This is a genomic window from Marivita sp. S0852, assembly GCF_046591575.1.
Taxonomy (GTDB): domain Bacteria; phylum Pseudomonadota; class Alphaproteobacteria; order Rhodobacterales; family Rhodobacteraceae; genus Marivita.
This window is the reverse complement of the sequence record NZ_JBIQWA010000010.1, coordinates 83,389-107,750: the sequence shown is the minus strand read 5'-3', so window position 1 is coordinate 107,750 and position 24,362 is coordinate 83,389. Positions and strand designations below refer to the sequence as shown.

Annotated in this window: 22 protein-coding genes; 6 read left to right on the top strand and 16 right to left on the bottom strand. The window is 58.1% G+C overall.

From position 1 onward, the window contains the following. Position 1: 1 nt before the first annotated feature. The 15 genes from tssK to ACG74X_RS17910 all read right to left on the bottom strand — a co-directional run bounded on the left by tssK (position 2) and on the right by ACG74X_RS17910 (position 17,892). On the bottom strand, positions 2-1,342 hold the full coding sequence (gene tssK / locus ACG74X_RS17980) for a type VI secretion system baseplate subunit TssK (RefSeq protein WP_411236561.1): 1,341 nt from the start codon (positions 1,340-1,342) through the stop codon (positions 2-4). Positions 1,343-1,379: 37 nt separating this feature from the next. Next, on the bottom strand, positions 1,380-2,825 hold the full coding sequence (tagH, locus tag ACG74X_RS17975) for a type VI secretion system-associated FHA domain protein TagH (protein ID WP_411236559.1): 1,446 nt from the start codon (positions 2,823-2,825) through the stop codon (positions 1,380-1,382). A gap of 9 nt (positions 2,826-2,834) precedes the next feature. Beyond that, the gene (locus tag ACG74X_RS17970) at positions 2,835-3,143 is read right to left on the bottom strand and encodes a PAAR domain-containing protein (protein WP_411236558.1); all 309 of its coding nucleotides are present in this window, start codon (positions 3,141-3,143) and stop codon (positions 2,835-2,837) included. Further along, positions 3,143-3,742 (bottom strand): DUF6931 family protein, encoded by a 600-nt coding sequence (locus ACG74X_RS17965; protein WP_411236557.1) that lies wholly within the window; start codon positions 3,740-3,742, stop codon positions 3,143-3,145. The genes ACG74X_RS17970 and ACG74X_RS17965 overlap by 1 nt, the downstream gene beginning before the upstream one ends. 10 nt (positions 3,743-3,752) lie before the next feature. Beyond that, positions 3,753-5,729 (bottom strand): type VI secretion system Vgr family protein, encoded by a 1,977-nt coding sequence (locus tag ACG74X_RS17960; protein WP_411236556.1) that lies wholly within the window; start codon positions 5,727-5,729, stop codon positions 3,753-3,755. A 97-nt stretch (positions 5,730-5,826) separates the two neighbouring features. Beyond that, the gene (gene tssH, locus ACG74X_RS17955; protein ID WP_411236555.1) at positions 5,827-8,538 is read right to left on the bottom strand and encodes a type VI secretion system ATPase TssH; all 2,712 of its coding nucleotides are present in this window, start codon (positions 8,536-8,538) and stop codon (positions 5,827-5,829) included. Positions 8,539-8,575: 37 nt separating this feature from the next. Beyond that, positions 8,576-9,619, bottom strand: a complete 1,044-nt coding sequence (gene tssG / locus ACG74X_RS17950; protein WP_411236554.1) for a type VI secretion system baseplate subunit TssG — start codon at positions 9,617-9,619, stop codon at positions 8,576-8,578. Continuing rightward, positions 9,583-11,463 carry a type VI secretion system baseplate subunit TssF gene (gene tssF / locus ACG74X_RS17945; RefSeq protein WP_411236553.1) on the bottom strand — a complete coding sequence of 627 codons (1,881 nt, stop codon included), beginning with the start codon at positions 11,461-11,463 and terminating at the stop codon, positions 9,583-9,585. Before tssF ends, tssG begins: the two co-directional genes overlap by 37 nt. 5 nt (positions 11,464-11,468) lie before the next feature. Beyond that, positions 11,469-11,966: a type VI secretion system baseplate subunit TssE gene (gene tssE / locus ACG74X_RS17940; RefSeq protein ID WP_411236552.1), complete on the bottom strand. Its 498-nt coding sequence runs from the start codon at positions 11,964-11,966 to the stop codon at positions 11,469-11,471. Further along, the gene (locus ACG74X_RS17935; protein WP_411236551.1) at positions 11,959-12,792 is read right to left on the bottom strand and encodes a type VI secretion system accessory protein TagJ; all 834 of its coding nucleotides are present in this window, start codon (positions 12,790-12,792) and stop codon (positions 11,959-11,961) included. The genes tssE and ACG74X_RS17935 overlap by 8 nt, the downstream gene beginning before the upstream one ends. A 60-nt stretch (positions 12,793-12,852) precedes the next feature. Continuing rightward, the gene (locus tag ACG74X_RS17930) at positions 12,853-13,338 is read right to left on the bottom strand and encodes an Hcp family type VI secretion system effector (RefSeq protein WP_411236550.1); all 486 of its coding nucleotides are present in this window, start codon (positions 13,336-13,338) and stop codon (positions 12,853-12,855) included. Between the two features lie 83 nt (positions 13,339-13,421). Further along, on the bottom strand, positions 13,422-14,915 hold the full coding sequence (tssC, locus tag ACG74X_RS17925) for a type VI secretion system contractile sheath large subunit (RefSeq protein ID WP_411236549.1): 1,494 nt from the start codon (positions 14,913-14,915) through the stop codon (positions 13,422-13,424). Positions 14,916-14,918: 3 nt separating this feature from the next. After that, on the bottom strand, positions 14,919-15,440 hold the full coding sequence (gene tssB / locus ACG74X_RS17920) for a type VI secretion system contractile sheath small subunit (protein ID WP_411236548.1): 522 nt from the start codon (positions 15,438-15,440) through the stop codon (positions 14,919-14,921). Positions 15,441-15,517: 77 nt separating this feature from the next. Then, entirely contained in the window at positions 15,518-16,564 is a 1,047-nt protein-coding gene (gene tssA / locus ACG74X_RS17915; protein ID WP_411236547.1) for a type VI secretion system protein TssA, read from the bottom strand. 197 nt (positions 16,565-16,761) lie between these two features. After that, on the bottom strand, positions 16,762-17,892 hold the full coding sequence (locus ACG74X_RS17910; RefSeq protein WP_411236546.1) for a methyltransferase domain-containing protein: 1,131 nt from the start codon (positions 17,890-17,892) through the stop codon (positions 16,762-16,764). A 315-nt stretch (positions 17,893-18,207) separates the two neighbouring features. On the opposite strand from ACG74X_RS17910, the gene ACG74X_RS17905 reads away from it, so the two are divergent. The 6 genes from ACG74X_RS17905 (at position 18,208) to ACG74X_RS17880 (ending at position 22,541) form a co-directional block, all read left to right on the top strand. After that, positions 18,208-18,642 (top strand): hypothetical protein, encoded by a 435-nt coding sequence (locus ACG74X_RS17905; RefSeq protein WP_411236545.1) that lies wholly within the window; start codon positions 18,208-18,210, stop codon positions 18,640-18,642. A 2-nt stretch (positions 18,643-18,644) separates the two neighbouring features. Beyond that, positions 18,645-19,277: a MotA/TolQ/ExbB proton channel family protein gene (locus ACG74X_RS17900; protein ID WP_411236544.1), complete on the top strand. Its 633-nt coding sequence runs from the start codon at positions 18,645-18,647 to the stop codon at positions 19,275-19,277. Next, complete coding sequence (locus tag ACG74X_RS17895) at positions 19,278-19,718, top strand: ExbD/TolR family protein (RefSeq protein ID WP_411236543.1); 441 nt, start codon at positions 19,278-19,280, stop codon at positions 19,716-19,718. After that, the gene (locus ACG74X_RS17890) at positions 19,715-20,131 is read left to right on the top strand and encodes an ExbD/TolR family protein (protein ID WP_411236541.1); all 417 of its coding nucleotides are present in this window, start codon (positions 19,715-19,717) and stop codon (positions 20,129-20,131) included. Before ACG74X_RS17895 ends, ACG74X_RS17890 begins: the two co-directional genes overlap by 4 nt. Next, on the top strand, positions 20,128-21,636 hold the full coding sequence (locus ACG74X_RS17885; RefSeq protein ID WP_411236539.1) for a DUF4384 domain-containing protein: 1,509 nt from the start codon (positions 20,128-20,130) through the stop codon (positions 21,634-21,636). The genes ACG74X_RS17890 and ACG74X_RS17885 overlap by 4 nt, the downstream gene beginning before the upstream one ends. Positions 21,637-21,827: 191 nt before the next feature. Further along, positions 21,828-22,541, top strand: a complete 714-nt coding sequence (locus ACG74X_RS17880) for a hypothetical protein (RefSeq protein ID WP_411236538.1) — start codon at positions 21,828-21,830, stop codon at positions 22,539-22,541. A gap of 46 nt (positions 22,542-22,587) precedes the next feature. Here the strand turns inward: ACG74X_RS17880 and ACG74X_RS17875 are convergent, their stop codons facing one another. Beyond that, on the bottom strand, positions 22,588-24,093 hold the full coding sequence (locus ACG74X_RS17875; protein ID WP_411236537.1) for a caspase family protein: 1,506 nt from the start codon (positions 24,091-24,093) through the stop codon (positions 22,588-22,590). Between the last annotated feature and the right edge of the window lie 269 nt (positions 24,094-24,362).

Below are 24,362 nucleotides of genomic sequence, written 5' to 3'. Positions count from 1 at the left end.
CTTAACTATTTCTGATCGCCCACAACTCCATTGAAAGCCCCGGATACTGGCCTGACACATGCACGGCGATGCCGCCCGATGTTGTCATTTTGCCCCAATACGGACTGTCGGCGTCGAGTTCAAAATACACTGTTCCCGCCTGATACGGGACCTGACGCGGCGCGACAGGCAAAGGTCTTAATGTGATCCCCGGCAAAGCCGAGTTCACCAATTGACGAATTTCTTCGACCGGACCGATCTTTGACTGGCCCGAAAAATGCCGCCGAATGTCTTCGGCGGGCACGTCGGCTTTGACCGCCAGGACAAAACCGGCGGTGGACAGCAATTTGCGGTCGGCAATCAGGCCAACGCTTATTCCGTATTTGCGTTCTTCCAGCGCAATCAGCACTGCTGTCTGTTCCAGCACCGCACTCAGATACTGCCGCAACACCCTGAAAACCGGCGTAAATGTCGCCGGTTGATCATCGTGTTTATAAGGCGGAAGCTGAGGCGATTCCTTTGTGTCGCTCATGAAAGTGGCCAGTTCCCCGGCAAGGGTGACGCAGGCTTTGTAGACCGTTTCGGGATGCACGTTTTCGATGCTGGCGAAATGGCGGAACATTGGCAGCGCGCGATTGACGGTCATCAACAGCAGGAAATCCGAGATATCCGCCGTTCCACGCGCCGGTCCGCTTTCTGACAGACGGCCAGCCAACGCTTGCATCCGGTGCGATAACAGGCCTTCCAGTTCGCTTACAAAACCCGCCAAAGCGGGCGCGGCGCGTATGTCGACGGTGCTGGGAATGAAGGCGCGATCAAGAACGATTTCCTTGTCGGGCCGGACCTCGATGATGCGGGCGATGGGGATGGCCAGCATGTCCGCAAGGTCATCGACTTCGAGCGCAAACTGCAATCGCAGTTTGCCGACCCCGATGGTCACGGCTTTCTGGGTTGCGCCCATCACATCGGTGATTTCGATCTCGGCGGGGCGCAGGCGGCTGGCCGAATGGCCGGTGTCGGTCAGATCCACTTCGGTGGCCCCCTGCCGCCGTTGCGGGATGGTCAGAAGGACCACGCAATCCTTGATGTTCTCCGGCACCTCAAGCGACGGCGGATGATCCTCGGTCTGGGGCACCCGAAAGACGGTGCCGTCATGGGTCAGTCCCGCACAGGATTTGACCGCGAATTTGCCGATTTTCAGCGCTTCGTCGTCGATCTCAAGCGCATTGAACCCCCAGGCATAGGGCGTCAGCCGCCGCGCCAATCCGGCGATCAGGGCTTCGTTATAGCGGTCAGATTGCTGGAAGTGATGAGGCTGTAAAAACAGCCCCTCGGTCCAAAGCACTTTGTTGTCCCAGGACACTTGCAGATCCCCCGTCTTTATATTGCGCGCAAACGCGCTATTTTAGTTTATCGAGCTGCTCTTTATAGGCGCGAGCGAACTCGCGGCTGAACAATTCATGAAAATCATTTTCGGCCTGATCGGAAATCTGGGCATACATCTTTTCGTAAACTTCCCAGTACCGGGCCTTTTTACCCTTAAACATACTGCCAATCGCGCTGGATGTCTCAATCTGTCCGGCCAGAACCTCTGGATCAAGCTTGGCAAGCACACCTTTGATGGCCGCTTCCATTCCGGTGACCATCGCGATCTCATGCGCCTTGATATCATCAAGCGCCTGTTCGACGGCGGTTTCAGGGCTGAGATATCCTTTGGCTTTCGGCTTCACCAAGGCCAAAACCGCATCATCCTCGCTCAGTGAGAATTTCAGGGGGTTGTTGCCCCCGGCGCTGATCATGGTCTGATCAATGCGAAACTCGGATTTGATCGACGTGCGGGTCATCAGAATTTCGCGCAGACCGACGATCATCTTGCGCATCACCCGGCCCATTCGGCGCATTGTTTTGTCAAGATCGGCATCGTCGATATGCAGGTCATCTGCATCAAGCGCAGCGATAAACGACTGCGCGGCAGAGCGATCTTGAGGCAGCCCATCCTGCGTTGGCGCTGTCGAAACCGCGGGTTGCGACGGCGGTTCGGGTTTTGACGGTGCCTCGGTCGGGGCCGGCTCAGACGCGGGCGGTTGGGCTGCGGGCGTGTCGTCGGCACCGGGATCAGCAGGTGTTTCGGATGTGCTTGTGTCCGGCTCATCCGGGGCCAACAGGTCATCCCAATCATCGGGGATCAGACCGGGGTCGCTTTTGCCGGAGGCCGTGAAACTGTCGGTGACGGACGGATTGTGCATGGGCAGCGACGCGCCCTCGCCCTCGCGGCCGTCCGGGGCTTTTTGAAAGAACGGGTCTTCCTCTTCGCCCAAAGGCGGCAGCAATTCGTCGATCGGGTCGCTGGTTTGCAGCTGGCCCGGCCCGGTTGGACCGGCCTCTGCGCCCAGAAGGTCATCCAGAAAATCGCCCTCGGGTCCGGGCTGATCCAGCATTGCCATCGGGTCCGGGGCCGCCCCGGCATCGCCGTGCGAAACGCCGGTCTGCGCCGGGGCTGGCGGGATCAGATCGTCAAGATCCGGCAAATCCTGCCCGATCTCGACCACCAGCTCGTAACCGCCCGCAGACAGAACATCGCCGTTGTTCAACGGGGTGGGCACCCGCCCCAGTGGCACCTTTGAATAATTCAGAAACGTGCCGTTGGTGGAAAAGTCGACAATCACGATTTTGCCATTGTGATCTTCGATCACGAAATGGCTTTTGGACAGCACCCGGTCCGGATCTGGCAACACAAGATCATTGGACGGCCCACGCCCCACCGTCAGACTGCCCCCCTGCATCTGGACAGGGCGGCCATCGCCGGGGACCATGCCCGATGACTGGAATTTCAACGTCACAGCCATAAACGACGCCTACCCTCCGACCAGAACAGTTGGTTCACCCTTGAGGATCGGCCCGCCGCACATGCAGGTATCGCCAATCCGCGCGGCGGGCATCTTGCCGATCAAAACGGTCGCCGATCCCTTGATGATGGGATGCGGCGGCGCGGCCATCGTCATATCGCCCAGACGCGCGGCTGGCAGGTATTTGACCAGAACCGTCACGCAACAGGGCGGCGCGATGGGGATCGGTGCCGGTACACCGGGCGGCGGGGGTGGCGGGATGGTGGGCAACATACATCCGTGCAAATCAAACACCCGAGCCTGCGGCAGTCCTGCCATTACAGATCCTTTCCCTGAGCCTTGGGTTTTCCGTTGCCGCCTCGTGCGATATCGATCCCGCGGTCAATCAGTTCGTGCAAATAGGTGTCGTATTCATCCAGCCGGGTGGTCAACGCCTCGATATTCATGGCGAATGCGGCAATCGCTCCGGCACCGGCGGGGGCTTCCAATTGGGCCATGTCGCCCGTTCCCAGCGTACCATCGCTATACATCACCCCCATCGCGCATTTCACGGTTTCGTCGTCGATATGGGCGAATTCCATGCTGTGGATGGCCTCGTTGCGGGTTTCATCGGTTGGGCGAAAAACCCAGGCCTCGGCCGCCCTGAGAGAGCGGGTTTCGTTTTCTGGCCCCTCGCCCACGATATCGCGCGCGGCAAGACACGCCCACCAGACACGTTCGCGGGGCGGCAGTATAACGGCCACGCATTTCAACAAATCCATATCCGCGTTCTTGGCTGCCAGTTCATCAAGAACCTCTTCGACAGACGCGCTGGCCGGTGCGGACAGGTCGGCTGACAAATGGATGTTCTGCTGGGCCAGCAGCTTGGCCGCAGGCTCGTCGGGGACTTTACTCAAATTACTAAAACGCCCTGCCATCTTCCGGCTCCTAGTTAATCGTCACAACGCCGCCCTTCAGCACCAGCATGCCGTCGCCTTTGACAGTGGTGAGCGGGCTGGCCAAATCGGCTTTGATATCGGCTTTGACAGTGATTGTCGGGCTTGTGATACTGATCGACATCGGGTCCATCTTGATTTTGGACTTCCCTACCGTGAATTCGATAGAGCGCGCGGCCTCGACCGTGATTTTGCCCATATCCACTTTGACGTCCATGTTTCCCCGGCTCACCTTGGTGGTGTGATCGCCGGTTTCGATGGTGGTGTCGTGGTCGCCCTTTTTGATCGTTTCGGTCATATTGTTCTGGATTGTCTGGGTCAGATCACCAGAGGACTTCTTTTCAAGACCCACCGTGATGGTGGCATTGTTCTTGACGATTTGTTCATAGTCCTTTTCTGACTGGAAACGGACCAATTCGTCGTCTTTCTTGTCCTCAAACATCAGCTCGTTGAACCCGCCGCCACCTTTGGTGCTGTTGGTTTTCACGCCGGATTGAGTTTTGTTTTCAGGCAGTTTGTAAGGCGGCATCATCTTGTCATTATACAGCATGCCGATACACAAAGGGCGGTCGGGATCGCCTTCCTCGAACTGAATAACAACTTCTTGGCCGACGCGCGGCACGGCGATGGCACCCCAGTTTTTGCCGGTCCAGGGCATCATGGTGCGCACCCAGCAGGTGGTTTTTTCGTCATTTTTGCCGTCAAGATCCCAGTGGAACTGCACCTTGATGCGCCCGTATTTGTCGGTGTGGATTTCTTCTTTTGCCGGACCGGTCACAAAAGCGGTGTGGATGCCACCGATATTGGGCCAGGGCGTTGTTTGCGGCGCGCGATATTGCTGTTCGGAATCGATTGCCTTGAACTGCACGATATGAGGCTCGTCATAGCCGGGTTTGATGGTGCCTGTCTTGAGGCTGTCCCGCAGGTCGGAAAGCCCGTCTTCTTTCAGAGCATCCAATTGCACGTAATCATGATGACATTCGATCAGCATCACGTCTTTGGGTTCGCTTGTGCGCTCAAGCTTTTCCACCGAGACCGTGTGCCCAATGGCAAGGTTTACGGCGTCTGATAGTCCCGTGATCACATGATGCTGCACCGCTTCGGCTTCCATCCGGACCCGGGCAAACGCCTCTCCCAACCCGGCGGTGCGGTAATGGCCGGGATAATCGTAGCGATTGTCGGCGGTTTTGGAATAAGCCCCGGCGGGGATGGCGCTTTCGACCTGAAGATCGGCTTTGATGTTTTCAAAATCAAAATCGTCCAACGTGACTTTGCCACTGCGGATATTTTCCAGCGCGTTCCATTCGAACACCAACGGTTCCAACACTTCGGTCGTTGACCGGCGGGTATAGGGGCTAAAGCGCAGCTGGGCCGGGGCATCCACCTTGGTATGGGCGGAATACACATCTGCAAACACCATCTTTTCGGTGTCGCCGTCATGTTCAAAGTAATAATAAATGCCTTCTTCTTCCATCAGACGGCTGATGAAATCAAAATCGGTTTCCCGATACTGCACGCAATACACGCGGGGGTCGTATTTCGCATTCAGGTTGTTGGTGATGTTGCCGGAATAATCATATTCTCCGATCACCTTCTGAATGATGTCAAAGACCGTCATGTCCTGAAAGATGCGCAAATCGGTGCGCCGGGTGAGGAACCAAAGCCAGGGCCGGACCTCGGCTTTGTAATGGCCCCCGACATCCAGCGCGCCGATGAATTCGGCGGACACGCAGGTGCCGCGAAACCAGCGTTTCTTGCTCTGGTCATCGCTGTCCGCCACCAGATGCATCGTTTTGCCGACAATTTCTCTCAGGGGCAGCTTGCCGTTTTCGCAGTAGAAATCGACATCCATGACCGGGATCTGGCTCATGCTCTCCTTGACCCGCGCGACAAGAGGCAGGAGCTTTTTGTCTTTGCATTCGCCTTCCAAACGAAGCGGAAAGCCCGTGGGATCAATGTTCTGCAGCATATAAATCGCCTTTTTCAATGATCCGAGCGTAGCCCAGAATAGTCTCTCTTACCAACATTCTATCATCGTCCCGGCCGTCGGTGACATGGTGGGTTGGTCAATCGAACGCGTAGGTGAAATCTCCGTCTGCCGCATCAATTGCGACCTTGCTGACCAAGTTTCCGTCCATCATGCGGCGCAGGAATTCCGAGGAAATGTCGGGCAGCATGGTGTTTGTGACAATCGCGTCGATCATCCGGCCACCGGATTCCAGTTCCTGACACCGCGACACGATGGTATCGACCACCGCATCCGAATATTCGAACGGCACGCCATGAGCTTCGGTCACGCGCTTCTGAATGCGGTTCAGCTGCAAGCGGGTGATCTTGCCGATCATATCGGGGCTAAGCGGATAATACGGGATGGTGACCAGCCGCCCCAGCAATGCCGCCGGGAAAATCTTGAGCAGCGGATCACGCAGCGCCTTGGCGATGCCTTCGGGTTCGGGCATCAGATCGGGGTCGGCGCACATGTCCATGATCAGGTCCGATCCGGCGTTCGAGGTCAGCAGGATCAGCGTGTTCTTAAAGTCGATCAGGCGCCCTTCGCCATCCTCCATCACGCCCTTGTCGAACACCTGGAAGAAGAGTTCATGCACATCCGGGTGGGCCTTTTCGACCTCGTCCAGCAATACCACCGAATAGGGTTTGCGCCGCACGGCTTCGGTCAACACGCCGCCTTCGCCATAACCGACATACCCCGGAGGCGCGCCTTTCAGGCTGCTGACGGTATGGGATTCCTGATATTCGGACATGTTGATGGTGATGACATTCTGTTCGCCACCATAGAGCACCTCGGCCAGCGCCAGCGCGGTTTCGGTTTTGCCAACGCCGCTGGTCCCGGCCAGCATGAAGACACCGATGGGCTTGTTCGGATTGTCGAGTTCCGCGCGGCTGGTCTGGATGCGTTTTGCAATCATTTCCATCGCGTGGTCCTGACCAATCACACGTTTTGCCAGATGGTCCTTGAGGTTCAACACAACGGCAAGTTCGTCACTCACCATCCGTCCGACGGGAATGCCGGTCCAGTCGCCAACCACGCTGGCCACGGCTTGTTCATCTACGATGGGCAGGATCAGGGGGTTCTCGCCCTGCAGTTCGGTCAGTTCCGCGTTTTTGGCCTTGAGCTGCTCCAGCAGGTCTACGCGTTCTTCGGCGGTCATGGGGCTGGCTTCGGCGGCCTCGGCCCCGTCGGCATCCGGTGCATCCACAGGGGCACCGCCCTCGCGCAGCTTGGCGCGCAGATCGAGGATGCTGGCGACCACGGCTTTCTCTGCTTCCCAGCGTTTGTCCAGATCGGCCAGACGGGCCTCTTCTTCCTCTTTCAGCGCGGTGATGGCATCGCGGCGTGTGCCCACCTCCATGCCCGCGGTTTCGTCGCGTCCGATGATCTCAAGCTCGGTGGTCAGCGCATCAATGCGCTTGCGGCTGTCGTCCACTTCGGCAGGGACCGCGTGCTGGCTGACCGCAACGCGGGCGCAGGCTGTATCAAGAACGCTGACCGACTTGTCAGGCAACTGACGCGCGGGGATGTACCGCGCCGACAGCGATACCGCCGCCTCGATCCCTTCGTCCAGAACCTGCACCTTGTGGTGGCTTTCCAGCATCGTCGCGATGCCGCGCATCATCATGATGGCTTTGGGGATATCGGGCTCGTCAACCTGCACGACCTGGAAGCGACGGGTCAAAGCGGGGTCTTTTTCGATGTGTTTCTTGTATTCGGCCCAGGTGGTGGCCCCGATTGTGCGCAAGGTGCCGCGCGCCAAAGCCGGTTTGAGCAGGTTGGCCGCATCGCCAGTTCCGGCAGCGCCCCCTGCCCCGACCAAGGTGTGGGTTTCGTCAACGAACATGATGATCGGCACCGTGGAGGCCTGCACCTCGTCAATCACCTGTCGCAGCCGGTTTTCAAATTCGCCTTTCATCGACGCACCGGCCTGCAGCAGCCCGACATCCAGCGTCAGCAAACGGGCCTCGCGCAAAGCGGGTGGGACATCGCCCCGTGCGATCCGCAGGGCAAAGCCTTCGACCACAGCGGTTTTGCCGACACCCGCTTCGCCGGTGAGGATCGGATTGTTTTGGCGACGGCGCATCAGGACATCGACAATCTGGCGGATTTCCTCGTCACGACCGACAATCGGATCAATCTCTCCGTTACGGGCCTGTTCAGTCAGGTCCGTGCAATACTGCGCCAGAGCTTCTTCCTTGCCCATCGCACCCGGTGCCATCGCGCCAGACGCTTCGCCCGGCACAGCACCACCACCGGTTTGCGATCCGTCCTGCGGGCGCAGGCTGTCTTCGATCGATCCATCCACCACAGTGGCAAAATTGTCCGACAGGTCATCCGCACCGACTTTCGAAAACTCTTTCGAGATATTCATCAGGATCGACCGCAACTCCGGCGTTTTCAACATTCCGAGGATCAGATGCCCTGTGCGCACCTGATTGGAGTTGAAGAGCAACGATCCATAGACCCAAGCGCGCTCCATCGCGTCTTGCAGATGCGCGCTAAGGTCCGAGATCGAACTTGCCCCGCGCGGCAACGCATCCAGTGCGCGGGTCATGTCGGCAGACAGCTTGGCGGGATCAAGATCGTAGTGCTGGATGATCTTTTGAATATCGGAATTGTCGGTCTGCACCAACTGCGCCAGCCAGTGAATGATCTCGACATAAGGATTGCCGCGCATCTTGCAGAATACGGTGGCCCCTTCGATGGCTTGATAGCCAACTTTGTTCAATTTCCCAAACAGGGCTACGCGGCTAATCTCGGTCATTTTTGTCTCCTTCGCAGAGGTGCGACACAATTGTTTTTCAGGCGGCAATCGCCGCGTTTATCGGTATTTGATGCAATGGAATAAGATACAGGTCGGCAACTTCGGGTGGATGCTCTTCAGAGCCGATCCAGCTGGTCAATCCCAATTGGGTGCTATGTCCCAGCTGCGCCTGCGGCACCTCTTGTCCGCGCACAACAAGGTTCACATCCCAGTCGAATTGATCCCCGACATAGTTTTTCACAATCGCCCGCAATCGGTTCAGCGCGGGCGTTCCGGGTAGAAATTTCTTGTACGCCTCAAGCGATAGCGGTCCGATGCGCAGACGAAATTTCGACGCATTCGACCAGACCCGTTCGCCAATGGATGTGGTTTTCCCAAGGCCACCAAGCCCCCCCAAAACCCAGCGATCATCGGGTTCGAGCGTCAGCCACTCTCCGACGAATTCTTCGAGCGCTACATCGGCATCGAAAAACCCGTTCAAAAGAGCGACCAGTCCGTCGGCGTTCTTCGGACCACCCGACAAAAGCCCGGCGTAATGCCGTTTGGCCAGATCCGGCATCGCATCGCGCTGTCTGAGGTGGTCTCCGTGATGGCCCGACAAGGCGGCGATCTTGGTTTCGGTTTCGGACTTGTCACCCCTGTCAAACGCGGCCGTGGGCTGACCCCGCACCCAGGCGCGGTACATCAGGCTCATCACGCGGTGGGTCAGCATATCGGCAAAGGCCACAAATGTCGGGTCATTGTGGTGGACCTGGCGGCTTCTGGCATATTCGGTCAAATGCAGCGGCAACGGGCCATGCGGGCCGAAAAAGCCAAAGAACAGGTTCACAAGCTTTGGCGGCTGGTCTGCGGTTTGCGGCGTGAGCGCGGAAATCGTTGTGGGCGGAAAGCCAAGATACGGCTCTTGTCCAAAACGCACCTTGTCCTGACGCGGGCGACGCGCATCGCCAAAGCGCGGTGTCCCGTCCAGCTGCGCTTCGAGAATGCGCATCGCGTGGAAGATGTGATAGGGTTTGGGGTCGCGGATCAGATCCTCCAGATGGGTCAGATCACGCGGTTCGCCCCCATCCTTGGTGACCATCTTGTGATCTCTCCTCTTTGTTGGGTGCGCAACACCGTTTCGGTGAAACTGTTTATCGTGGCGTATTTCTGAAAAAAGCGGTCAAGCACCGTGGCAAGCGCAAAGACCGAACTGCCCTCGAACAGGGTTTCATCAAATTCCAGCGCGATTTCCTGACCGCGAATGGCTGTGGACAGCACCCCGTCATGCATGCGCCGCACAATGGGGCGGGTGGTGACAGAAACAATGCCTTCGATCTGCTGTTCCAGCGCGCGGTCACCGATCGGTGTGTAAAGCCCGATGATTTCGCGCAGCGCCGCTGCACCGCCGCCCTCTGCCCCGGTATCATCCGAGATCGACAGGTAATTCAGGCTCAGATGGCTGATCGCGCGCCAGGCGGCATCGCCCTGGGCGATGCAGGCGCGGGGTTTGGTGGGGCCGATCAGCGTTCGGATCGTGGCCACCGGCCCGCCATCGGGCAGGTGAAAGACGTTGTCGACGCCGTTTGGCAACAGCATCGGCAGATCCCGGTTGGTGACCATCGCTTCGACCGCCAATTGGCTTAGCCTGGCGGGATACGGGGCCTCGTTTGCGTCGACGACCGACAGATAACTTTCAGACCCCAGATAGTTGGTCCGCACCCCGCGCAGGGTTTCCGCCTCGCTGCGTTGGCGCAGATGCCGTTTGTGGGTGTAATACGCGCTGCCGCCACCGCCCGCTGCGGTCAGTTCGTCTGACGAATAGAACGCCTTCAGGTCGATATCATCCACGCCTTCGCGGCTCATCCCCGTCACTTTGGAAATCGAGAACACCTCGAAATCCTTGGGCGCGGTGCGGTCGGGAACCAGGTGGTATTCGGTGACACGCGGGCTGATCGGGACGCGGTCGCAGCGTTTGGGAAAGAGGTTAATGGCAGGCGCGCAGAACAGTTTGAACGCATCCGGCGAGATATTGGGCGCGATTGACGCCCTGTTTTCCCGCAGCAACAGATAGATATCGACGCTGGCCCCCTCCGCCCTGGCGATTGCGTCTTGCAGGCCCGATAGTTCCACAAACAAATTCCGCTCGGGCATGGCGAAATATTCTTGCAACATTCGGTAGCCATCAAAAGACGGGCGCGGCAGGGGCAACAGGGCATCGTCCGGGTCCAGCCCCCGCGATGTGACCGGCGCTTTCAGCGGCACAACCCAATCATCGCGCCGATTGACCGACCGCGCGACAACCGTCGCCGGTTTCGAGCATAACATTTCAAACAGGGTCCAGCCGGTGCTGATCTGCCCGCCCAGAAACAGCGTCAGCCGGTCAACCGGCAATTCGCTGATCGGCAGATCCCCGTACCGCGTCAGCCGCAATCTGACGGCGGCGCGGGCGGCACTGTCCACGGCGATACCGGCCGCCACCAATGCGCCGCGCCCGTCGATATAGTCGGCCTCTGAAATCGTCAGCGGCCACAGATCGACATCTTGCGATGTCCTGAACTGACAGGCTTTCTGCGCGCCCGGCACCTTTTTCGAGCGCAAAACCGTATCGCGCGGCAGTGTGTATCCGGCGGCCAGATCGGCATTTTCGTAATCCGGGGTCAGCTCGGCAATGGTCATCGACGGGGTTGGCGCCAGAAAATGCGGAAATACCACATCCAGCAGATGGCTGGTGAATGCCGGATATTGCTGTTCAAGCTCAAGCTGCACCCGCGCGGTCAGAAACGCCGTGCCCTCTAGCAAGCGTTCGACATACGGGTCGAGAATTTCAAGACCATCCATTCCCAGACGCGACGCGATCTTGGGATAGGATTTGGCAAACTCGGCCCCCATCTCTCGGAGGAAGGCCAGTTCCGTTTCGTAATGTCTGAGAAGGCGTGTATCCATTTTGTTCAGGACCCGCGCTCAAGAGAAATCTGACCGGTGGTCGTGTCGAACTGGCTTCGAAGATACAGCTCTGCCGGAAGCGGCTCGGCCCACATATCGGCCAGGATATCAAACACGATCACCGACGCCCGACCTTCGTTTTCCGTGCGGCTGATCACGGTGACGCTGCCATCAATCAGGCGCGGCTCGAACAGCTCGATCGCGTTCTGGATTGTCTCGCGCACATCCTCGGCGCGGCGTTTGTTGGCAAAATCCCCGGTCGCATCCGGCACGCCATAATTCAGGACAGAGCGCCGCGCGTGGGGATAGGCTTCGGGGTCGATTTCCGATTCCAAATTACCAGTGTTCAAAAGCCATGCCAGATCGCGCTGAATGATCTCGCGCAAGCGTCGGATATCAATCATACGCTCCGCACCTGTCTCGGATTTTTGGGAGCGATCCTCGTCTGTCAATCTGTCTAGAATGGAAGGCTGCAGACGCTCAGTGAGCGTGCGGTCAGCCATCCGCGGTTTCCCCCACATCAACCAGCGCGTCTGTTGCGGTAAACTGGAAGATACGCGCATCCATCAATGGGATGTCGGCCTCGTTTGTGGTCAAAAGCCGCTGACCCAGCCCGGCAAAGACATCGCCGCCCAGATCTTCCCATTCGGTGGCGCGCGACAGCTTCATCGCGTCGGTGCCCCGGTCGGCAGTACCGGCATAGCGCGTCGGGATCAGACCGACCAGTTCACCGCCATTGGCCAGGGTCAGGGTTGCCGCCGTCCAGACGGTATCGCGCAGGTCTTCCGGCGGGTCGAGATGCAGCGTGGACAGCGTGTTAAACGGCATCCAGAAATATTTCCCATTCACGACAATCTCAAGGATGGGACCAAGACGCATGTCTGCATCAGCAATCCAGTCAAAACTCTGCCCGTCCAGAACACCGCCCGTCATGGGGGCCTGGTCAAAGGCCTGTTGCCGCAATTGTGCCGCGTGATCGGCGTTTCCGCTGGCTTGGGCTTTCAACGCTTCGGCCAGCAAGGCCACCCAATCCTGGGGCTGGCCAAAGATCAGAGGGTCTTTTTCACCCGCGAACACCTTTTCGCGAAACACTTCGCAGATGATCGCTTCGCGGTAGGTCTGGGCCATCGGCAAGGCAGAAGCATCCAATTGCGCGCACAGCTTGAGCTGTGTGATCGCGCGCTTCCAGTCGCCCATGACGCAAAGCAACTGAAACAGAAATATGCGCAGTTTGGCATCTTCGGGTTTGGCCCGTACGGCATCCTGAAGGCTTGCAAGCGTTCCGTTGAGGTCTCCGGCTTTGAGTAGATCCTGGGGTGTATTGGTCAACGGCACTCTCCGAACATCCGGCATTGACCCGCTGGCTCAAAAGCCAGCGGGCTTTGAGCGTTAGCTCAAGTCTTTGTTGGCTTCGATATCGTAGGCAAACTTCTTGTCCGCCCCGGCGCTGCCATCGTCTTTCTGTTCTTTGTAGATGACTTCGACCTCGGCAAAATTAAGCGAAATGTTCTGCGTCAGGCGGTCTTCGCCACTCGATCCGCCGGTTGACACAGAGGTCACCATGACCTTTTTCATCTTGATCGTCAGATACTCCATCGGTTTTTTACCCGCCTTGCGCACCGTCAGCGTCGCTTCTTTGACGTGATCACCGGTTGCACACATCTGCAGCAATGCGGATGTGCCGTTTTCAATGTAGGTGGTGACCGACAGGTCCGAGAAATTGGCCTTTCCGGCACCGCCGCCACCGCCATGGTGAAACGTGCCGCTCTGGCTCATGCCCCACGACCAGGCAAGAACATCAATCTCGCCTTTTTTCTTGTCGTCCTTGGCTTCGCCTTTGATGTCCCCGATCTTCAAAAACTGGTCAACGGCCATGATAATTTCCTTTCTATAAGTGCGGAGATGTCCCCGCTGTCAAAATGAAGGTCCAAGCCACAATGCGCGGCTTGGACAGGGCTTTATTGCTTTTCAGACGGCAGCTTGGAGACAAGGCGCAGTGATACTGACAGGCCTTCAAGCTGGTAATGCGGACGCAGGAAAAACTGCGACCGGTAATATCCGGGGTTTTCTTCGTCGGCTTCTACGACCACCTCGGCGGCGGCCAGCGGTTTTTCCGCCTTTGTCCGCTCTGTCGACCGCTCTGGGCTGCCGTCGACATATTGCAAAATCCACTCGTTCAGCCAACGCTCCATATCCTCGCGCTCTTTGAACGATCCGACCTTATCGCGCACCATGCATTTGAGGTAATGCGCAAAGCGGCAGGTGGCGAAAAGATAGGGCAGACGGGCTGCCAGATTGGCGTTTGCGGTGGCATCCGGATCGTCGTATTCGGCCGGTTTCTGCAACGACTGCGCCCCGATGAACGACGCCACGTCGGTGTTTTTGCGGTGCAATAGGGGCATCAGACCGGCTTTGGCCAATTCCGCTTCGCGCCGGTCGCCGATTGTCACCTCGGTGGGGCATTTCATATCGACGCCGCCATCGTCGGTGGGGAATGTATGTGTTGGCAACCCTTCGATTGTTCCGCCGGATTCAACCCCCCTGATCCGACTGCACCAGCCGTATTCCTTGAACGAGCGGTTGATATTCATCGCCATGCCATAGGCGGCATTGACCCAGGCAAAGTTTGATGAATCGCCGTCGCCGACATCTTCTTCAAACGCAAATTCATCCACCGGGTTGGTTTTGGCACCATAGACATTGCGGCCCAGGAATTTCGGCATCGCCAGACCGATATATTTACTGTCTTCGCTTTCGCGCAGACTGCGCCAACCGGCATATTCCGGCGTTTGGAAAATCTTGGTCAAATCGCGGGGATTGGACAGCTCGCCCCAGCTTTCGAATTGCATGAGCGATGGGGCTGCGGCGGAAATGAACGGAGCATGCGCCGCCGCCCCGATTTTCGCCATTTCGCCCAAAAGCTCGACATCCGGCGGTGTGTGATCAAAGTAGTAATCCCCCACCAGACAGCCATAGGGTTCGCCACCGATCTGGTCGTATTCTTCGCCATACAGTTTTTTGAAGATCGGCGACTGGTCCCAGGCGGTGCCTTTGAATTTGCGTACCGTCTTGTGCAGCTCTTTTTTGGAGATGCTCAGCACGCGGATCTTGAGCATTTCATCGGTTTCGGTGTTATTCACCAGAAAATGCAAACCCCGCCAGGCGCTCTCAAGCTCTTGATACTCGTTGTGGTGGATGATCTCGTTGACCTGATCGCTCAGCTTGCGGTCGATCTCTGCCACCATGGCCTCAAGCGAAAGCAGGACATCCTCGGAAATCAGAGACGCGTTTTCCAAGGCCTGCTGGGCCAACGTCGCGACCGCCGATTGAACGGCTGTCTTTGCGGTATCCGTGCGCGGCTTGAACTCTTTTTCCAACAAACTGGCAAAATCGGAGTCTGACGTTTGCGTGGCTGCGGCACCACCTTCAACTGCTGTTGCTTCCTCGGCCATGCTTTACTCCTCGTCCTTGGCGGCAGCGCCGTCATCAGAAGGCGCGGCCTGGGCCGCAAGTGACTTGAGCAATGCGGGATCGTTCATTGCATCAGCGATCAGGTTTTCGGCACCGGGCTTGCCGTCCATATATGTCATCAGGTTGGACAGCTCGTTGCGCGCATCGAGCAGCTTTTTCAAAGGCTCGACTTTTTCGGCAATCGCCCCGGGCGAGAAATCATCCATGCTTTCAAAGGACACATCGACCGAAAGATTGCCCTCGCCGGTCAGTTTGTTTGGAACCGAAAACGCGACGCGCGGCTTCATGGCCTTCATGCGATCGTCAAAATTGTCGACGTCGATTTCCAAAAACTTCCGGTCGGCAATACCGGGTTGTTCGACTTCGGATTTGCCCACCAGATCGGACATGACGCCCATGACAAAGGGCAACTGAACCTTCTTTTCCGCGCCATACAATTCGACATCATATTCGATTTGCACCCTTGGCGCGCGGTTTCTTGCAATGAATTTCTGTGAACTGGACATGTGGTCTCCCCGTTTCGTTCGGCTAATTTGTTTTTTGTTTCAAGGCCGTCTGGATTGTCCGCGTACCAACGCAGTGTCTATTCGTATTCCTCTTCCTGATCCTCTACGACACCTCCAACAAGATGGACGTTTTCAACACCAAGCGGTGCCAAATCGTTAATAATGGTCATAAAATCCGCACCCACCAATCGTCTGGCCCGCTTGAGCAGCACCGGTATGGGACTGGAGGGTTCATTGCGGTTGTAAAATTCGATGATCTTGTCCAGCGACGCGGCCACGTCCGCGCGCGAAGTGATTTGACCGGGCGCGCCACTGGTGACTTTTGCGGGTTGCTGACCTGCCACACTCGCCTCCTCATCCGCTGCATCCTTGGCCTCTGCCTCCAGATCGGCACCGCTGGCCCTGGACAGGACATCCACAAGTGTGCCCATCATTTTCTGCAACGGTTCAAGCGACGGTCCATAGCCCGGTGTTTTGTCCATAAAGACCGCGTCAAGGGCGTTGATATCGTCAAACGCGGTCTTAGCCGCGTCGTGTAGCGCCCTGAGCCGATCTGTGTCGGTGTCCATAAACGCCGCTTCGATATCGGCACTGGATTTCAGATCTTCATCTTCTTTGGCCTCGGCCTCGCCATTGGCGATTTCAATATCGCGCAGGGTGACACCGCCGAAACTCCGGCTTTCCGACAACGGCGTGGACCGCCTGAGACCGCGCAAAACGGTCGAGCGTTCCGCCAGGTTGGTGACCGCGTTGATCCGCATGGTTGGATCATCGTCATCGTCTTCATCAAGCTGCGGGTGGCAGGTGTCCCAGTGGTCTTCAAGACAAAACCGGATGTATTTTACCGCATCGGCAAACCCTTCAAGGCCCGTCAGGCGCAGTTCACTATTGGCCAGATGCACCGCTGCGCGGATGTCGTGGCTGCGCCCAAGGACAACCCGCGCTTTTTTGGCCAGATCCTTGAAATCCGGGTCTTTTCCCTCGACAATCTCGTCACCGGCCTGACGCTCTTCCTCGGCCTGAGCCGCGAGTTCCATCGCAGTGAAATCAGGATCATATTCGAGATTTTCCCCACTCGGGGCATCATCTCCGTGGGTCACAAACAGGTCTGACAATTTCGTCACTTTCAGATCTTAAAAAGGTATTTTGAAACGGCAAATTAAAAAACTAACGCAAGGTAATGCTATCAAGTCTCTATCAAAAATCCAGAAAAAGAATGCCCAACTGAAAAATTTCACAGCTCCGCACTGCAAAGCCGGGGCAGAATAAGCAAAAAACCAGTGTTTCGGCGCGTTCTGCTGACTGCCGTTCAGGGCGTCAGTCAGTATTGTTGCTTGGCATGAAACTGCGCCAGATCGCAGCCATTTTGCCGCGACGCGTCAAGCAAAGGGGCCCAGATCGTCCCGGGCAGGGAATCATCGCGTCTGGCGATGTACGTACCCGTCAGTTCCGCTTTGCGCCGCCACGCATCAGCCTGCCGTTGGCTGGTTTGCGACAGATACAAGCCGCCATCGACCCGGCCGCATCCGATCATGTCATGGCGCGATCCGAACACCCGATACGGGGCGATCAAAACCGTGCCCGGCCGGGCCAGCGCATTGATGCGTTTTTCCATTTCGAACAACAGGTCATCGTCTGAAATCGGTCGGTAAAAGTAGATCACATCGAACGCATCGTAGCGGTCAAATGTCAGCGCATCCTGTTCAAAGACAGTGGCCTGTGACGCGCCCTCTTTTTCCAACAGGCGTTCGCCAAAGGCCACAAAGGCAGGATCATAATCAAACCCATGCGCTTCGTCGAAATATCGCAACGCCGAGAACACCTTGAGCCCCCCGCCGCATCCCACGTCCAGAAACCGAATGGGCCCTGACCGGCGCTGGGACAACACCAGACGGTAAGCGGCATGCAAATGGCGATGAAAATCGCTGTTGGGCAGCGCGACATCGGCAAAACACGCATGCGCCTTGGCCGCGTCCGATTGCGGTGCCGGGTTCAGCACCGCGTGCAGACGATCAAAGATGTCATCACTTGCCAGGATCTGCGACTGCGCGATTTTCGGCAGCTTGTCATCCGGCGTATAAAGTTTCTGGCGTTTGGGCTTCAGCTGATCCGTCACCAACGCGCGATACTCGGGCCAACGGTTCAGCTCGTTTCTGAACAGCCCGGTCCGCGCTGTCACCTCTCCCCAGATGCGGCGCACCGCGATGACCTCTGAGTGATCGGCACATTGTGCCTCGTGCTGAACACGGACCGCAGTCATCTGCGCAAGAAACACCTGATACTCGCGCACCAGAGTGTCGATGTTCAGACAGGTGGCCTGCACCAACGGGACATTCCGACCCGAGACTTTGCCCAACTCGACCACGATCTTGCTTACTTCGGCAATGAAGCGGTGCCGCAAGACGTCATATTGCAGACTGATCGCACCCGGATCGGTCAACTCATGTTGCATCGCGGGGCCTTTCGTTTGCCTGCCAACCGTCGTGGCCGTCAGCGTCACACACAAATCCGGTCAACACAAACCTTGATCTTTACAAGACCGATCCGGTCAATCCGGCGGCCCGGACACACAGTCTTGACCGATGTGACGAACTGGCGTTTGCTGGGTGGCATTACAGAAAAGCACATTGAGATCCCGAACCGCGCTGCCTGTGTCGATGGCAGTTTTGCCTCTCAACCGTCTTTTGCTGTGACGCGGTCAGCATCGCAAAAGCGGCCCCCGCACCCGGAGGATCTGCGGCTGACAGAGTTAGAACAGGGAGGTTTTATGAAGCACTTTTCATGCGCTTTTGGTGCTGCAGCGTTGATGTTTTCGGCATCCCAAGGGGCATCCCAAGGGACGGAGACATCCGGCATGCTTGGCGTTGAGTTGAACAAATTCGAAGCTGCGGATGCCGGCGGCTGTCAGGCGTATTTTCTATTCCGAAATCAGACCGGTAAAAGCTTTGAGGGTTTTGAAATGAGCCTTGCCGTGCTTGATGCAAACGGCGTGATCGACCGTTTGCTGTCGATCGATGCGGCCCCCCTGCCCGTACAGCGCACGACGCTCAAACTGTTTGCGATCCCCGATCTGGCATGTGGGGATATCTCGGAAATCGTTCTGCACGACATGCCGGTGTGCAAACCCCAGAACGAAACCGAGGCAGATTGTTTCGAGTTTATCGAGCTGGACAGCAAAACCGACGCGGGCTTGGTCAAATAGCCATGGGTGCGATGCTGGACACCATGGGCACCGGTGGACCGATCATAGGTTTGCTGCTGGGCCTTTCGCTTTTGTCGCTGGCCCTGATCGTGATGAAAGTGCTGCAATTGCGCCCGGTCACATCGGGAACAGACCTTCGCAATGCGGCATTGGCGCGTGTCGAAGCGGGTGATTTGACCGGGGCCGAAGCCAAAGCCAAAACCGGCTCTGCCCCGGCGGACCGTGTGTTGGCCTATGCGATAGAGGCGACGGCCAAAGGGTATTCCGGTGCGCCGCTGATGACCGAACTGCTGCGTCGCGGCAATGAAGAGTTGACGCAGATGACCAGCAAGATCCGGGTTCTGGAACTGATCGCCATGATTTCACCCTTGCTTGGATTGCTGGGAACCGTTTTGGGCATGATCCAGTCTTTTCAGGAACTTGAACTGGCCCAAGGTGCCGCGAACGCGTCGGTTCTGGCGGGCGGGATCTGGCAAGCCTTGTTGACAACCGCAGCGGGGCTGTTGGTCGCCATTCCGGCAGCTGTCGGCGCGTCGCTTCTGTCATCGCGCGCCGAACGGGGCGCGCAACTGATCGAGGGGGCCGTCGCGCAGCTTTTGCTGGCACTGGACGTGCCACAAAAGCGGGAGCCGTGAATGACCGACACACGCACCGTCACGCTATCGCGGCCAAAACCGGCCAAAGCGATGATCTCGCTTGTGCCGATGATCGACGTGATGTTGATTTTGCTGGTCTTTTTCATGGTGACATCCACCTATTTGAACCTTGATATGATCCCCGCAATTGCAACCGGTGACGACACACCGCCACCGACGGATGCGTCAGAGAGCAATGCGGGGGCGACGATGATGATCCGACTGGGATCAGACGGCGTGCCCACCATTCGCGGGCAGCCCTATTCAACGCCGGATTTGGCGCATTTGATCGCTGATCGTCTGTCCGCCGACCCGATGCTGGCCGTGCTTGTTCTGCCTTCGGCGGCGGCCGATATGCAGGCGCTGATTTCGGTAATGGACAGCATCACGCACGCAGGCGCGCGGAACCTGCGCGTGGTGCGGTTGGAGGCGCTTGAATGAAACTGACCCGCGCTCCGGCAAAACATCCGCCTGAAACCATCATCGCGCTTATTGACGTGGTGTTCTTTCTTTTGGTGTTTTTCATGCTGATCGGTCGGATGGACGCAACCGCTCCGTTCGAGGTCACACCACCAATGGCGGGCACCGGGGCGGACATGCCATCAGGCGGTGTGACGGTTTCAGTATCCCGGGCCGGGCAGCTGGCGCTAGACGGCGCGACCCTTGGCCGGGATGACATCGCGCGACGGGTTCAAGAGCTTTTGGCGTCAGACCCGGAGCTTTTGGTGCGGATCAATGCCCACAGGGCCACTGAACTGCGGCATGTGCTGCCATTGGTGACGCAGTTCGAGGATTTGGGCGCACGGGATGTTGTGCTTGTGGTCACGCCTGAACCCTCTGCCCCGGTGCCATGAAGACCACACCGGCCATATGGAGCCTGGCCAGCGTGACGTCCGTTGCGGTGCATCTGGTGGCGGCCGGGGTGTTGATGTGGATGCTGCACCCGGATGACATGCCGGACCAGCCGACACCACAGACCGAGCTGCAGCTTTCGACCTATCAGGTGCCGCGCAGCCGGGCACAAGAAACCCCGCCCACCGAAGAGGCCGCGCCGGACAGACCAGCCTCGGGTGCGCGAACCAGTCCAAGCGTTATACCGACATCGCGCGCAACGCGCATCGACACCCCATCCACGCGTGTGACCGAACGCATGGTGGATGTGGCCAAAGCGCAAACCCTGGCGGCCCCGATGCAGCCTGCACGCCCGGACTTGCAAGCGCCCCGACAGGCGGCATCTTTGGTCGCACCGGTGTCTGTGGTGGCTACGGCCTCGGATGTATCAGCGCCGCCGCTTGCGTCAGCCCGCCTGTCAGCTGAGGTCGCATCGTCGCTCAGCGCAGTGCCCATATCGGTCGCGGCAGTCAGTATTGACCGGCCACCAGCGCAGACGCTTGACCTTCGACAAGACCCCGCGCCCGCCATTGCCGCCCCCGACACAGTGACCGCGGCGGTGCAACCGGACAGCCCGACGATCCACCCCGATGAGGCCGCAGCACAAAACCTGCTGTCGCTTGATCCGCCACAAACCCGCGCCACGGCGTCTCTTGCCTTTCCCGGCGCTGGTGACGGACCCGTTGATCCGGTGTCGTTGCGCGCCTTTCAAAGCTTTATGCAGCCTGACGATCCAACCGGGTCCGCCGCCGAACTGCGCGACGGCCTGTCTGGCATTCTGAACACACTTCCCTGTTCGCGGGTGCAGGCCAGATTTGATCCCGAGGCCAACGCGTTGGTCCTTTCCGGGCATGTGCCGGACGCAGCCTTGCGCGGCACGGTGTTGGCGGCAATGCAGGACCAGATGGGAACGGATATTCCGGTCCGTGAAGAGCTTCTGATCCTGCCCAGACCGCAATGCGGGGCCTTGTCCGGGATCGCGCGTGTCGGTCTGCCGCAATCCACCGATCAGATCACCAATCCACTGCTGATCGGACAGGGCACCCATGCCATCGAGTTTCGCTATGTCGCGGGGCAACCGCTTGTGCTTGATCTACAGGGCGCGGATTACGATGCCTATGTCTATGTCGATTATTTTGATGCGGACGGAAACGTGCTTCATCTGGTGCCAAATAATTTCACACCACTGACCCGCACGGCGGCAAAGGCTGCGCTGCGCATCGGTTCCGAGCGACCGCTGGCCGTTGGTGAACCGGGAGTGTTCATCCGGATCGGCCCACCCTATGGTCAGGAAATCGCCGTCGCATTTGCGTCTTCTGTTCGCTTGTATGACGGTGTGCGACCGCTGATCGAACCGGCCGGGGCCTATCTTGACTGGCTCAGACAAAAGGTAAGCGACGCCCGCGCAGACCATGCGGATTTCAAAGGCGAATGGGTGTATTTCTTTGTGACCACCTCGGAAAAATAAAGCGAGAGGGCATTGCGGCGATGCGGCCCAACCTGCGCCAAACCGGTCGCTTCAGACAGCAAACTTGCTTTGATCCCGGCCCCGCCATAGCATCACAGTGTAAAGACCAAGTCATTTCAGACACTCCGAAGCACGGCTATGCCCCAAGCTTTGGTGTGTGATCAAACATACAGATAGAAAGCGCCAAAATTATGGATTTCAAAAAAAACACCATCCGCCTGATCGGAGCGCCCGTTGTGCTGAGCCTTTTGTCCACGCCGATGCTGGCATCGACGCAATCGCAACTTGGCCTGCCTGACACAGTCCAGCCGCGCCCGGTCCTTGAGTTGATCTATCCCAAGATCGCACAGGTCGGCGGGGATGATATCGGCGGAGGCGGGCAAAGCCGGGACGGCGGTGAAGGCGGCTCGTTCACCTCGCCCGTCCCATCCGGCCCCCCTGTGCAAGCCACCGAAGCCACAACGGCGATGATCCTCTTTCAAATGGACCGAAACGAGACGATCTGTGAATTTATGGATGACGAGTACCGCATCGGCTGTTTTGCGGCGACCTATCGGGAACTTGCCAACGAGATCCCCGGCAACGGGGATTATGCAGAGGCCAGAGAGGTCATTCTTAAAGCGGCAAGAGAGCTGGATCAGCTGACCCGCCGCAATATCGACCGGCAAAAGCCCCCGCTGCGCGCGCGGCTGTCCAACGAAAGCGGCCCATCCGCGTCCACCCCGCCCATTGCCGCGATCCGGTCCGATGCTGTTGCACAGGTGAATCGACAGGCCAGCAACATCCTGCAAGAGGCGGAAACGGTGCTGTTGCGCTCGGCCAGCTCGGACGCGACGCGGGCCATCCATTACCAGCGTATCGCTGCCGCTGTTGGATCAAACAAAGTGTTATTGCGGTCCAGCTAGAACCGCTGCGGGCCCCATAGACCCGATCTGTCAGGCGCGGCGTTCGCTATTCCAGACCGTAGGCCGCGCGGATGCCCCGTTTGGTGCCGGGGCCGATATCGCCGTCAATCGAGCCATCGTAGAAATCGAACTGCTGCAATTGAGCCTGAAGCTCGCGGCGGGTTTCTTCGGCGAACATCGTAGGCCGTTCCAGAAGCAGGTTCAGCACGTCCTGACTGCCACTGCGCAGGGCTGCGTAAAGATAGGCTGCGGCGTCCTTCGGCCCTTTGTCTGCAATCAAACCATCGTCAATCAACGCGGCAAAGTTGAATTGCGCCTCTGGGTGGCGCAGGTCAGCGGCGCGCTCGAACAGCTCTAGCGCGCGTGTCGGATTGGGCCGTAGGCCGAGACCGCCTTGATAGTGCAAAAACCCAAGGTCATTGATTGCATCCGCGAGATCCTGCTCTGCTGCGGCGCGGTACAATTCCAGCGCCCGTGCTTCGTCAACCTCGACCCCGATGCCTTGCTCATAAAGCTTGGCCAGCTCCATCTGGGCCTCGGGCGACCCCTTCTCGGCCGCGCGTTGCAGGAATGCGACGGCCTGAGCCGGATCAAAGCGCTGATCTTCGGGGTTCAGCCGGATATAGGCCAGACCGATCATTGACCGTGTGTCGCCAAGATCCGCCAGCGCCATCAATTGCGATTCCTGATCGGGGCGCAGTTTCGACCACGTCTTTGACGGCTCGTCACCCGAGACATTCGGCTGCCCGTCTTGGTCAGGGTTGAGGTAAAACGGCTGACCCGTCAAAGACCCGTAGGTGTAGGGTTCCTGCAAATTGGCGGTTTCCTGCAGCACCGCATCGCGCACCTGTCGAAACATCAGGCTGATCTCAAGCCCCGGTTTGGCCATCTTCTGCATCAGCGCCCGCGCATAGGGGCTGTTTCCACGGGTGCCATCCAGCGCCACCTGCCCGTCCTTGGCGGCAAACGCCACGAGCGTGCCGCGATCCGGGTTCGCCGGGGCCAACCCGCCGACCCCGCGCGTTGGTTGATCGGTCGTCTGTTGCGCGGTTTGCAACACCTGTTCGGTATCAATCGCCCCGCCCAGCGGATTGTCGCGACAGCTGTCAAGAATGACGATCCGCATGACACGCGCCCGTTCGACCACGTCCAGAAGCTCTTTCAGCGACACGGACTGTCGTTGAACATCCAGGTTCGATCTTGGGCGTGCATCGACCGGGATGAGAAAATTCTCTCCCTGAACCTCGATCCCGTGACCGGCGAAATAGATCAGCGCAAGGTCCGCCGTTTCAGACCGGAACGAAAAATCCTTCATCATCGCCCGAAGCTCTGCTTCGTTCAGATCAATCCCCAAGGTCACGTCAAACCCGATGCCCTCAAGCGTCTCGGCCAGATCCTCGGCATCGTTGCGCGTGTTGGTCAACGGCGTGATCGCTTCGTACTCTGCCATCCCGATCACCATCGCCACACGTTCAGGGCTGGCTACGACGGCGACAGGTATGGCCCAGGTCAAAATCAACGAAAGAAAAAACGGGCGGCCTATAAATGACATGTTGCTTGGTACTCCAGAAATGCTGGGGTGGTGATCCATACCTTAGGCAAAATCGGCAAACTAATCATTCATTTTTTTGCGATCCTGTCGTTCAACACCCGGTTTTCAGATGCGCGGGACCAGACATTTCTTGACATAACGTCAATCCGCACTCCACAATTTGGACATATGTCAGCGACCCGTCTTTAGAACATTCCCGGCGCGATTTTCGCGATGCCGCATTTTTAATCTGACCCCGTTTTTGACGCACAGGATGCCAAAAGCGGCCC

What these genes read in the sequence shown, in the direction of transcription:
- tagH (WP_411236559.1), bottom strand. Translation starts at nt 2,825, where the DNA reads ATGGCTGTGACGTTGAAATTCCAGTCATCGGGCATGGTCCCCGGCGAT.
- ACG74X_RS17970 (WP_411236558.1), bottom strand. Translation starts at nt 3,143, where the DNA reads ATGGCAGGACTGCCGCAGGCTCGGGTGTTTGATTTGCACGGATGTATG.
- ACG74X_RS17965 (WP_411236557.1), bottom strand. Translation starts at nt 3,742, where the DNA reads ATGGCAGGGCGTTTTAGTAATTTGAGTAAAGTCCCCGACGAGCCTGCG.
- ACG74X_RS17960 (WP_411236556.1), bottom strand. Translation starts at nt 5,729, where the DNA reads ATGCTGCAGAACATTGATCCCACGGGCTTTCCGCTTCGTTTGGAAGGC.
- tssH (WP_411236555.1), bottom strand. Translation starts at nt 8,538, where the DNA reads ATGACCGAGATTAGCCGCGTAGCCCTGTTTGGGAAATTGAACAAAGTT.
- tssG (WP_411236554.1), bottom strand. Translation starts at nt 9,619, where the DNA reads ATGGTCACCAAGGATGGGGGCGAACCGCGTGATCTGACCCATCTGGAG.
- tssF (WP_411236553.1), bottom strand. Translation starts at nt 11,463, where the DNA reads ATGGATACACGCCTTCTCAGACATTACGAAACGGAACTGGCCTTCCTC.
- tssE (WP_411236552.1), bottom strand. Translation starts at nt 11,966, where the DNA reads ATGGCTGACCGCACGCTCACTGAGCGTCTGCAGCCTTCCATTCTAGAC.
- ACG74X_RS17930 (WP_411236550.1), bottom strand. Translation starts at nt 13,338, where the DNA reads ATGGCCGTTGACCAGTTTTTGAAGATCGGGGACATCAAAGGCGAAGCC.
- tssC (WP_411236549.1), bottom strand. Translation starts at nt 14,915, where the DNA reads ATGGCCGAGGAAGCAACAGCAGTTGAAGGTGGTGCCGCAGCCACGCAA.
- tssB (WP_411236548.1), bottom strand. Translation starts at nt 15,440, where the DNA reads ATGTCCAGTTCACAGAAATTCATTGCAAGAAACCGCGCGCCAAGGGTG.
- ACG74X_RS17910 (WP_411236546.1), bottom strand. Translation starts at nt 17,892, where the DNA reads ATGCAACATGAGTTGACCGATCCGGGTGCGATCAGTCTGCAATATGAC.
- ACG74X_RS17905 (WP_411236545.1), top strand. Translation starts at nt 18,208, where the DNA reads ATGAAGCACTTTTCATGCGCTTTTGGTGCTGCAGCGTTGATGTTTTCG.
- ACG74X_RS17900 (WP_411236544.1), top strand. Translation starts at nt 18,645, where the DNA reads ATGGGTGCGATGCTGGACACCATGGGCACCGGTGGACCGATCATAGGT.
- ACG74X_RS17895 (WP_411236543.1), top strand. Translation starts at nt 19,278, where the DNA reads ATGACCGACACACGCACCGTCACGCTATCGCGGCCAAAACCGGCCAAA.
- ACG74X_RS17890 (WP_411236541.1), top strand. Translation starts at nt 19,715, where the DNA reads ATGAAACTGACCCGCGCTCCGGCAAAACATCCGCCTGAAACCATCATC.
- ACG74X_RS17885 (WP_411236539.1), top strand. Translation starts at nt 20,128, where the DNA reads ATGAAGACCACACCGGCCATATGGAGCCTGGCCAGCGTGACGTCCGTT.
- ACG74X_RS17880 (WP_411236538.1), top strand. Translation starts at nt 21,828, where the DNA reads ATGGATTTCAAAAAAAACACCATCCGCCTGATCGGAGCGCCCGTTGTG.
- ACG74X_RS17875 (WP_411236537.1), bottom strand. Translation starts at nt 24,093, where the DNA reads ATGTCATTTATAGGCCGCCCGTTTTTTCTTTCGTTGATTTTGACCTGG.